The 9,825-nt window shown below is 73.3% G+C and carries 9 protein-coding genes; 4 read left to right on the forward strand and 5 right to left on the reverse strand.

The genetic code is table 11. The features are described from left to right. A partial coding sequence (locus M4J07_RS44040) for a hypothetical protein (RefSeq protein ID WP_374215190.1) occupies window positions 1-197 on the reverse strand: 197 nt, incomplete at its 3' end. 204 nt (window positions 198-401) lie between these two features. On the opposite strand from M4J07_RS44040, the gene M4J07_RS44045 reads away from it, so the two are divergent. The 4 genes from M4J07_RS44045 to M4J07_RS44060 all read left to right on the forward strand — a co-directional run bounded on the left by M4J07_RS44045 (window position 402) and on the right by M4J07_RS44060 (window position 5,320). Then, a complete protein-coding gene (locus M4J07_RS44045; protein ID WP_255982255.1) occupies window positions 402-1,349 on the forward strand; it encodes an SCO0930 family lipoprotein in 948 nt (315 codons plus the stop codon). Between the two features lie 296 nt (window positions 1,350-1,645). Further along, complete coding sequence (locus tag M4J07_RS44050) at window positions 1,646-2,461, forward strand: SAM-dependent methyltransferase (RefSeq protein ID WP_255982257.1); 816 nt, start codon at window positions 1,646-1,648, stop codon at window positions 2,459-2,461. Beyond that, window positions 2,458-4,605 carry a putative bifunctional diguanylate cyclase/phosphodiesterase gene (locus tag M4J07_RS44055; protein WP_255982259.1) on the forward strand — a complete coding sequence of 716 codons (2,148 nt, stop codon included), beginning with the start codon at window positions 2,458-2,460 and terminating at the stop codon, window positions 4,603-4,605. The genes M4J07_RS44050 and M4J07_RS44055 overlap by 4 nt, the downstream gene beginning before the upstream one ends. A 7-nt stretch (window positions 4,606-4,612) precedes the next feature. Beyond that, complete coding sequence (locus tag M4J07_RS44060) at window positions 4,613-5,320, forward strand: VOC family protein (RefSeq protein WP_255982261.1); 708 nt, start codon at window positions 4,613-4,615, stop codon at window positions 5,318-5,320. A 138-nt stretch (window positions 5,321-5,458) separates the two neighbouring features. On the opposite strand, the gene M4J07_RS44065 is transcribed toward M4J07_RS44060, so the two are convergent. The 4 genes from M4J07_RS44065 to M4J07_RS44080 all read right to left on the reverse strand — a co-directional run. After that, window positions 5,459-6,037, reverse strand: a complete 579-nt coding sequence (locus M4J07_RS44065; protein WP_255982263.1) for a helix-turn-helix domain-containing protein — start codon at window positions 6,035-6,037, stop codon at window positions 5,459-5,461. Window positions 6,038-6,114: 77 nt separating this feature from the next. Beyond that, window positions 6,115-7,980: an ABC transporter ATP-binding protein gene (locus tag M4J07_RS44070; protein ID WP_255982266.1), complete on the reverse strand. Its 1,866-nt coding sequence runs from the start codon at window positions 7,978-7,980 to the stop codon at window positions 6,115-6,117. Next, on the reverse strand, window positions 7,980-8,828 hold the full coding sequence (locus M4J07_RS44075; protein ID WP_255982268.1) for an ABC transporter permease: 849 nt from the start codon (window positions 8,826-8,828) through the stop codon (window positions 7,980-7,982). Before M4J07_RS44075 ends, M4J07_RS44070 begins: the two co-directional genes overlap by 1 nt. Beyond that, a partial coding sequence (locus M4J07_RS44080; RefSeq protein ID WP_374215191.1) for an ABC transporter permease occupies window positions 8,825-9,825 on the reverse strand: 1,001 nt, incomplete at its 5' end. The genes M4J07_RS44080 and M4J07_RS44075, both read right to left, overlap by 4 nt.

A 9,825-nucleotide genomic window follows, 5' to 3' on the forward strand; every position in this document is an offset into this window, starting at 1 on the left:
GCGCTGCAGGTGACGCCGTCGCCGGAGACCGCCACGGCGCCGCCCGTCGCGCCGCCGTCGATCGAGGCGTACGCGCAGTTGTCGGCGGGGGCCAGCGCCTGGGCCACGGGTGCGGCGGCGCCGCACAGCCAGGCGGTGGCCAGCACCGCGAGGACTCGTGTGACCAGGGCGGACCTGGCCCGACTGGTTCGATCCACGACCGAGATCATGGGCGGCGGTGCGGCCCGGCACGCCCGCGTCGCCGTGGATTGCCCCGAACGTGGGGAGTGGGGGCACGCGAGGTTTGCGCGCAAGAAATCTTGGACCGCGTTGAACGCACCCGCCGTCCGCGCCCGTACCTAGGGCCATGTGCGGACCCGACCGGGATCGCACAACACCCAAGCAATTAGCGGGAGTTGACGATGAAGACCTCCTGGCGGAGCGCCTCGCTCGTAGCGACAGCTGCGGCCTTGCTGGCGCTGACGACGGCGTGCGGTCAGGACAAGGGCGACCAGAGCGCGAACGGCCAGAACGTGGGCAACGCCGCCCCGGCGCAGGGCGGTTACGGCTCCGACGGCTACGGCGACGCGGGCGGCGGCGCCGAGAAGGACGCCGCCAAGGCCAAGTCCGCCGGTCAGCTCGCCGTGTGGGACAGCAAGAAGCTCGGCCAGGTCCTCACGGACAGCGCCGGATTCACCATGTACCGCTTCGACAAGGACACCGCGCAACCGCCCAAGTCGAACTGTGACGCCGCCTGTCTCAAGGCCTGGCCCGCCGTCCCCGCGAGCGGCGCGAAGGCCGCGCCGGGCGTCGACCCGGCCCTGATGGGCGAGGTGACGGCGCCGGACGGCACCAAGCAGCTGACCATCGACGGCTGGCCGATGTACCGGTACGCGATGGACACCGCGCCGGGCGACGCCAAGGGGCAGGGCGTGGGCGGCACTTGGTACGCCGCCGCGCCCGACGGGAAGAAGGCGAGCCCGGCCTCCGCCGCGCAGCCCGCCGACCTGAAGGGCCTGTCCACGCGCAAGGACCCCAAGCTCGGCGAGATCGTCGTCGACAAGAACGGCATGACCGTCTACCGCTTCCTCAAGGACTCGGCCTGGCCCATCAAGTCCAACTGCGTGGGCGCGTGCGCGCAGAAGTGGCCGGCCGTCCCGCCGGTCGCGAAGAACGACACCGAGAACATTCCGCTCAAGGGATACATGACCTTCGCCCGGCCCGACGGCACCAAGCAGCAGACCCTGAACTGCTGGCCGGTCTATACGTTCTCCGGTGACAAGAAGCCGGGTGACACCAACGGTCAGGGAGTCGGTGGTACTTGGTACGCGGCGGCTCCCGACGGAAAGCCGGTGGGCGCTCCCAAGTAACAACCGAGGAGGGGCCGGTGCGTCCGGCAAGCGGCTCACAGTAGAGTCGTCAAGGATTTGGCGAATCGCCGGTCCGTTCCTCACATGGCCCAGTGATGGTCATGTGCCGGGAACGGACCGGTTCTTTTCGGTTGGGAAAGAGATGGTTTCGGGGTGGTTTCGGATCACGGCCAATTGGCACGTGCCGCAGGCAGTGACCGAGAACGGACGGTCAATTTCCGTTTTGACTCGCTCCTTTGGCAGCTGATCAGTAGCCTCAGCTCGAACACCGGCTCGCCTACGCCTTGGAGAGATTGATGGAGCGTCCTGCCTGGGCCCCGCAGGGCATCGACATCTCGGTGCCCAGTGTGTCCCGGATCTACGACTACTACCTGGGCGGTTCGCACAACTTCGAGGTCGACCGGGACGCCGCCCGCAAGGCCATGGAGTTCATGCCGGGCCTGCCCAAGATCATGCAGGCGAACCGGGCGTTCATGCGGCGGGCGGTGCGGTACGCCCTCGACGAGGGCATCACCCAGTTCCTCGACATCGGCTCCGGCATCCCGACCTTCGGCAACGTGCACGAGGTGGCCCAGCAGGCGAGCCCCGGTGCCCGCGTCGTCTACGTCGACCACGACCCGGTCGCCGTCGCCCACAGCACGGCCGTGCTCGAAGGCAACACGGACACCGCGGTCCTCGCGGCGGACCTGCGCAAGCCGCGGGACGTCCTGAACAGCGTCGAGGTCGCCCAACTCCTCGACCTGCGGCGGCCGGTGGCACTGCTCCTGGTCGCCGTACTGCATTTCATCGAGGACGCCGACGACCCGTACGCGGCCGTGGCCGAACTCGGCGAGGCGCTCGCACCCGGCAGCCTCTTGATCGTGACGCATGCCTCGTACGAGGGAATGCCCATCTCGACGGAGCAGGCCGACGGCGCGGTCGACGTCTACCGGAAAGATGTCCGCAATCCGCTGATCATGCGGAGCCCCGCGGAGATCGGACGCTTCTTCGAGGGCTACGAGGTCGTCGAGCCCGGCATCGTGCCGATGCCGGTGTGGCGGCCGCAGACCGCGCCCGAGGACGAGGACCCGTACACATTCGCGGGCTATGTGGGAGTGGGGCGCAAGGCGTGAGCGGAGAGCCGGGCGGACCGGAGGACAGACTGCGCAGGTTCGCCACCATCTGGAGCCGGGCCATCTACCCGGTGACGGCGACGTCCCTGACCCGGCCCGAGTTCGAGGAGGAACTCGTGCCGGTCGTCCGGCGGCTGCGTGCGGCACTGGCCGCGCGGAGCCTGGACGGCGCGGAGGCCAGGGCGGTCGGCGCCGCCCTGATCGACGCACACTGCACCGACCCCGAGGCGCTGAGCCGCACCCTCGACGTGGTCGACGCGTACCTCGTCCTGTACTGCGGCGAAGAGGCGCGCACGGCCGAGCGCGAGGACGATCTGCGGGCCCGCTGCGCCCGCATCCAGCACGCCGTCGCGGCCGGGTTCGCGGCCGCGCTGCGCGAGCGCACCCTCGCCGAGCAGGAGGCGATCTCGCGGGCCGCGCTCAACGCGCGCAGCGTCGTCGCCGAGGCCCTGCACGCGAGCGAGGCCCGGTTCCGCGCGGTGTTCCACGGCGCCGCCATCGGCATCGGCATCGCCGACCTCGACGGCACGGTCCTGGAGGTCAACGACGCGCTGGTGCGGATGTTCGGCGGCGGCGAGGGCCTGCTGCGCGGCCGCAACGTCGCCGAGTGGACCCACCCCGAGGACGCCCCGCAGGTCTGGCACCTCTACAACGAGCTGGTCCGCGGCGAGCGCGAGCACTACCGGGTGGAGAAGGCGTTCTACCGGCCCGACGGCACCGCCCTCTGGACCAATCTGACGGTGTCGCTGCTGCGCGACAAGGACGGCGTCCCGCAGTACCAGCTGGCCCTGATGGAGGACACCACCGAGCGCCGGCTGCTCAACCTGCGCCTGCGCTACGAGGCCACGCACGACGCGCTGACCGGACTGCCCAACCGCACCCTCTTCTTCGAGCGTCTGGAGAAGGTGCTCGGCGCGGGCGAGGGCATGCGCTTCGGCCTGTGCTACCTCGACCTCGACGGCTTCAAGACCATCAACGACAGCCTCGGCCACGCCGTCGGCGACCGGCTCCTCGTCGAGGTCGCCGACCGGCTGCAGGCCTGCGCCACGGCCCGCGGCGAGATGGTCGCCCGGCTCGGCGGCGACGAGTTCGTCGCCCTGACCACCGGCAAGGACACCGAGGCCGAGGTCGACGAGCTCGCGGGCCGCATCATGAGCGCCCTCGCCACGCCCATCCGCATCGACGGCCGCGAACTGACCGTGCGCGGCTCCATCGGCATAGTGGAGGGACCGGCCGGCGAGCGCAGCCCCGCCGAGGTGCTGCGCAGCGCCGACATCACGATGTACCGGGCCAAGTCCGCGGGCGGCAACCGCTACGAGCTCGCCGACCCCGAGGCCGACGCCCGCGCCATCACCCGGCACGGCCTGACCACGGCACTGCCCGCCGCCCTGGACCGCGGCGAGTTCTTCATCGAGTACCAGCCGCTCGTGCACCTCGGCGACGGCAGCGTGCGCGGCGCCGAGGCCCTGGTCCGCTGGCTGCACCCGCAGCACGGCGTCCTCGGCCCCGACCGGTTCATCCCGCTCGCCGAGCACACCGGCCTCATCGTGCCGCTCGGCCGCTGGGTCCTGGAGGAATCGGTGCGTCAGGCCCGGGTCTGGCAGGAACGGCACGCGGACGCGGGCCCCCTGCGCATCAACGTCAACCTGTCCCCGATGCAGCTCACCCACCCCGGGCTCGTCTCCGACACGGTCGACATCCTGGAGCGGGCCGGGCTCGCCCCGGGCGCGCTCTGCCTGGAGGTCACGGAGTCGGCGCTGATCGGCGCCGACGACGATCTGCTCAAGCCGCTGCGCCGGCTGTCCGAGATGGGCGTGGACATAGCGCTCGACGACTTCGGCACCGGCTACTCGAACCTCGCGAACCTGCGCCGGCTGCCGGTCAACGTGCTCAAGCTGGACCGTTCCTTCACCCAGGGCATGCAGCAGTACCCCGCGGACCCCGTGGACCTGAAGATCGTGGAGGGCATCGTCTCGCTCGCCCACAGCCTGAACCTCGCGGTCACCGTCGAGGGCGTCGAGACCGGCGCGCAGGCCGAGCAGCTGAAGCAGCTCGGCTGCGACACGGCGCAGGGCTGGTACTACGCCCGTCCCGGCCCGCCGGACCGGCTCCACGAGCTGGCCCTCGCGGACGCCACGGGGTGAGCGGCCCGTGATCCGCTGGACGTACGCGTTCGTCGACCGGCCGCTGGAACGGTTCGCCGTCGCCCACGACTTCTGGGCCCGCGTGAGCGAGGCGACGGTGTCCGAGCCGCGGGGCGAGCGGGGGGAGTTCGTGACCCTGCTCCCCGAGGCCTCCGGAGCGGACGCGTGCGTCAAGGTGCAGGGCGTCCTCGACGGGCCGGGCGGCGCCCACCTCGACCTCGCCGTGGACGACGTGTCCGGGACGGGGGAGCGGGCCCGCGCCCTCGGCGCGGCCGGCGTCCACACCGAACCGGGCCTGGAGGTCCTCTGCTCGCCGGCCGGGCACCTGTTCTGCCTGGTGTCGTGGTCGGGGGAGAGTGCGGTGCCGCCGCCCGTCGGCACCGGCGAGCGCGTCGACCAGGTGTGTCTGGACACCCCGCCGCAGGTGTACGACCGCGAGTGCACGTTCTGGTCCGCGCTCACCGAGTGGCCCGAAGTCCCGTGCTCCCGGCCGGAGTTCAGGCTGGTGTCCGGCGTGCCGGTGCAGCTGCTGCTGCAGCGGCTCGACGCGAACGGTCCCGCGGGCGCCCACCTCGATCTCGCGTGCCGCGACACCGCGGCGGCCCGCGCCCGGCACGAGAAGCTCGGCGCGACGCACGTGAGCGACGGTGCGTCATGGATCGTGATGCGCGATCCGGCGGGCGCCGTGTACTGCCTCACCGAGCGGACACCGTGAGCCCGTCCGCCCCGTCGCGGGACCACGGGAGCCACCCCATCGCCTCCACCTACGCCTACCCCCACCCGGCCGTCCCGGACGACGCGGACCCCTGCGTCCACGCGGGGATCGACCCGGCGACCGGCAAGGTCACCCGGGTCAGGCCGGCGGGTACAGCACCACGCTGTGCGTGATCGCGGGCGACTCCTGCGTGGCGTAGTAGTGCGGCGACAGACCCGAGAAGCGCGCCGCGTCGCCCTCGCCGAGCAGGTGCGGCACGTCGTCGACGACCAGCGTGACCGCCCCCGACACCACGAGCACGTACTCCACCGAGTCGATGCCGTGCGTACTGACCTGGCTCTGCGCGTGCGGGTGCAGCCGGGAGCGGTAGAACTCCGAGCGCCCGGCGGCCGATCCGGTGAACAGCAGACTGACGGTGGTCTCCTCGGCGGCCTCCGTCAGATCGGCGGCGCGCACGATCTCGGGCTCCAGCAGCGGTCGCCGCAGCAACTCCGTGCACGTGGTGTCGAGCACGTCGGCGATCCGGGAGAGCACGTCGAGCGTCGGGTTGGCCTCGGCCCGCTCTATCTGCGACAGCAGCGCCTTGCTGACGCCCGTGTGTGCGGACAGCTCCCGCAGACTCCAACCACGGGACAGACGACGGCGGTTGAGGTTGCCCGCGAGGGCGGAGCGCGCGCTGCCAGGCCCCGGTTCCTTGCCGTCCTCGGTCATCGTCATGCTCGGCGGCCTCGCTGTCGTGGGGAAGTGCAGGTGGGCGGCATATTACTGCCCGCGCGGCGCGGGCCGGCGGGGTGTCAGGCGTCCGCGGCCCCCGAGGCTGTTCCGGCCCCCGCCGACTGCGGCAGCCCGTCCAGCATCCGCCGTGTCCACGGGTGCGCCGGCGCGTCCAACACCCGTGCCGTGGAACCCTGTTCGACGATCTCTCCGCGGTACATCACCGCCACCCGGTCGGCGATCTGACGCACCACGCCCAGATCGTGGGTGATGAACAGCACCGCGAAGCCCTCCTCCCGCTGAAGGCGCGTCAGCAGGTTGAGCAGCTGGGCCTGGACCGAGACGTCGAGTGCGGCGACCGCCTCGTCGCAGATGAGCAGCCGGGGCCGGGCGGCCAGCGCGCGGGCGACGGCGACACGTTGGCGCTCACCGCCGGACAGCGCGGCCGGGCGGCGCCGCGCGTAGGCGGCGGGCAGGCCCACCTGGGCGAGCAGCTTCTCGACGGCGGCGTCCGCCCGGGCGCGCGGCTGCTTGCCGGATGCCGCGACGAGCGCCTCGCGCAGCGTCGCGCCCACCGTGCGCAGCGGGTTGAGCGACGCATAGGGGTCCTGGAAGACGATCTGGGCGCGTTCGGCGAGGGCGCGGCGGTCCGCCACGTCGGGGCGGGCGCCCGCCGGCAGCGCCAGCCCGCCCACGGTGACCTCACCGCGGTCGAACGTCTCCAGGCCCATCGCGATCCTGGCCAGCGTCGTCTTGCCCGAGCCGGACTCGCCGACCAGTGCCAGCACGGTGCCCCGCGGCACCGACAGGGAGACGTCCCGCAGCGCCCGGTGGTCGCCCGCCGCCGAGCGGAAGACCCGGTCCGCGCCGCGCACGTCCAGCGCCGGCGCCTCCTCGGGAGCCGTCTCCTCGGCGACCTCGGGGGTGGGTTCGGGGACGCGTTCGGCGGTCAGGTCGCCGCGGATCGCGGGCAGACGCAGGCAGGCGGAGGAGCGGTCCTCCCCGGGCAGCGGACGCAGCGTCAGGTCCGTGGTCCGGCACTCCGGTGCCACGTGCGCACAGCGGTCCGCGAACGGGCAGCCGGTGCCGCGCTCCCCGGGCGCCGGGACGAAGCCGGGGACGGCGGGCAGCGCGGCGTACCGTTCACGGACCGACGGCTCGGAGGCGAGCAGCCCCGCCGTGTACGGGTGGCGCGGGTCGGACTCCAGCGCGGCGGAGGCCCCGTGCTCCAGGACCCGGCCCGCGTACAGGACGTAGACCCGGTCGCAGGCGGAGAAGGCGACGCGCAGGTCGTGCGTGATGAGGACCAGGCCCATGCCCCGGCCGCGCTGGAGTCCGCGCAGCAGATCGAGCACGGCCCGCTGGTTCGCCGCGTCCAGGGCGGTGGTCGGCTCGTCGGCGATGAGCAGTTCGGGGTCGCCCGCGAGCGCGGCGGCCGCCGCGACGCGCTGCCGCATGCCGCCGGACAGCTCGTGCGGGTAGCGGTCGGCGGTCTCCGGCTCCAGGCCGACCTCGGTGAGCCGGCGGACGATCTCGGCGCGGCGCTCGGCCCGGGCGGCCCGGCCCCGGGGGCGCGCGGTGCGCAGCCCGTCGGCGATCTGGCGGCCGACGGTGAGCTGCGGGTGGAGCATCGTGAACGGGTCCTGCATGAGCAGCGTGACGCGACGGCCGCGCAGCGCGTGGCGTGCGGCCGGGCCGAGGGCCAGGGCGTCCGTGCCGCCGATCCGGACGTCGCCGCCGGTGACGCGGGTGCCCGGGGGCAGCAGGCCGACGACGGCGCGCACGGCGAGCGACTTGCCGCTGCCGGACTCGCCGACGATGCCGACGCTCTCGCCGGGGGCGACGGTGAGCGAGACGCCGTCGAGCAGCGGCAGCGGGCGCTCGCCGCCGACGGACGCGACCCGCAGGCCGTCGACGGTGAGCAGAGGGGTGGCCGGCGCGGACATCAGGACCTCCCGCGGTCGGTGAACGCCTCGAAGAGCCGGTCGCCGAGCAGGTTGAGGGCGACCGCCGCCACGATGATCAGCAGTGCGGGGACGAGGGCCGCGGACGGGTTGTCGTAGAGCAGGGTGCGGTTCTCGGAGAGCATCCGGCCCCAGTCGGGGGCGCCGGGCGGCACGCCGAGCCCCAGGAAGGACAGCGAGCTGAGGGCGACGACGGCCCCGGCGAAGTTCAGCAGGGTGTTGGCGACCACGACCGGCAGCACGTTGGGCCAGATGTGCCGGAGCATCACGGTGGTCCGGGACAGCCCCAGCGTCTGCGCCGCCTCCACGTAGGAGCGGTGGCGCTGTTCCAGCACGGCCGAGCGCACGAGGCGGATGTCGGCGGGGGAGGTCAGCACGACGAGGGCGCCGACCGCGAGCGCGTAGCCGCCGCCCCCGATGCCGGCCACGACGATGGTGACCAGCAGCGCGGGCAGCGCGAGGAGCAGGTCGGCCCAGCGGCGCACCAGCAGGTCGGCCAAGCCGCCGTGGTACCCGGCGATCAACCCGAGGACGTTGCCGACGAGCATCGAGCCGACGGCGACGAGCGCGGCGCCGAGCAGGGTCGAGCGGGCGCCGGCCACGACCATCTGCGCAATGTCCCGGCCGAGTTCGTCGGTGCCGAACCAGTGGGCGGCGCTCGGCATGGAGACGCCGGTGGCGAGGTCCTGGTCGGCCCAGCCGGGCAGCAGCCACTGGCCCGCCACCGCCGCGACGGCCAGCAGGGCCACGACGGCCGTGCACACGACGGCGAGCGGGGAGCGGGAGCGTCGCCTGTGCGGGGCGGGCGGTGCGACGGCCTCGGGTGTCATCGGTCCTCCCCCTCGGCGGCGGGCGTGGCGGCGGGCGCGGTGCGCAGCCGCGGGTCGAGCAGCGGCGGGGCCAGGTCGACGGCCAGATTGGCGAGGCAGACCACGGTCGCGACGAGCAGCGCCTCCGCCTGGACGACGGGCAGGTCGCGGAAGGTCACCGAGTCGACGAGCAGAGAGCCGAGGCCCGGCAGCGCGAACACCTGTTCCACCATCACCGTCCCGGCCAGCAGGTACGCGACGACCAGACCGGCGCCGGTGAGCACGGGCACGAGCGTGCCGCGCAGCACGTACCGGACGAGGACGGTGCGCGGGGCGACCCCGCGGGCGCGGGCGAACACCACGTGCTCGCGCTCCAGTTCGCGCACGACGGCGGCCCGGGTCAGTTTGAGGAGCACGGCGGTCACCGACAGGCCGAGCGCGAGCGCGGGCAGGACCAGATGCCGCAGCCGGTCGCCCGCGCCGCCGTCGCCCGGCCCGTAGGCGGGGAACCAGCCGAGCAGCAGTGCGAAGACGTAGATCAGCAGGAGGCCGCCCGCGAAGGCCGGGGTGGACAGCGCGATCACGCCGAGGCTCTGCACGGCCCGGTCGGTGGGGCGCCGGTGCCGCAGGCCGGCCAGCACTCCGGCGGGGATCCCGAGGAGCACGGCGACGGCGAAGCCCAGGCCGACGAGCTGACCGGTCAGGGCGAGCCGGTCGCCGATCGCGCCGGCCACCTCGTCCCCCGTCCGCAGCGACGTGCCGAGGTCCAGGCGGAGCGCGTCGCCGAGCCAGTGCGCGTACTGGACGGCGAACGGGTCGTCGAGGTGGAACCGGGCGCGCACCGCGGCCAGCGCCTCGGGCGTGGCGCTGCGGTTGCCGAGGAGCGTGTGCGCGGGATCGCCCGGCGCCAACTGGAGCAGCGCGAACACCGCGACGGAGAGCACGAACAGCAGGGCGACGGTGCCGGCGAGTCGGCGCAGCACGAACACCGGGGACAGCACGGCCCTGCGCCGGACGG

The sequence above is a fragment of the Streptomyces longispororuber genome, assembly GCF_024448165.1.
GTDB lineage: Bacteria > Actinomycetota > Actinomycetes > Streptomycetales > Streptomycetaceae > Streptomyces > Streptomyces longispororuber_A.

What these genes read in the sequence shown, in the direction of transcription:
- M4J07_RS44045 (WP_255982255.1), top strand. Translation starts at nt 402, where the DNA reads ATGAAGACCTCCTGGCGGAGCGCCTCGCTCGTAGCGACAGCTGCGGCC.
- M4J07_RS44050 (WP_255982257.1), top strand. Translation starts at nt 1,646, where the DNA reads ATGGAGCGTCCTGCCTGGGCCCCGCAGGGCATCGACATCTCGGTGCCC.
- M4J07_RS44065 (WP_255982263.1), bottom strand. Translation starts at nt 6,037, where the DNA reads ATGACGATGACCGAGGACGGCAAGGAACCGGGGCCTGGCAGCGCGCGC.
- M4J07_RS44070 (WP_255982266.1), bottom strand. Translation starts at nt 7,980, where the DNA reads ATGTCCGCGCCGGCCACCCCTCTGCTCACCGTCGACGGCCTGCGGGTC.
- M4J07_RS44075 (WP_255982268.1), bottom strand. Translation starts at nt 8,828, where the DNA reads ATGACACCCGAGGCCGTCGCACCGCCCGCCCCGCACAGGCGACGCTCC.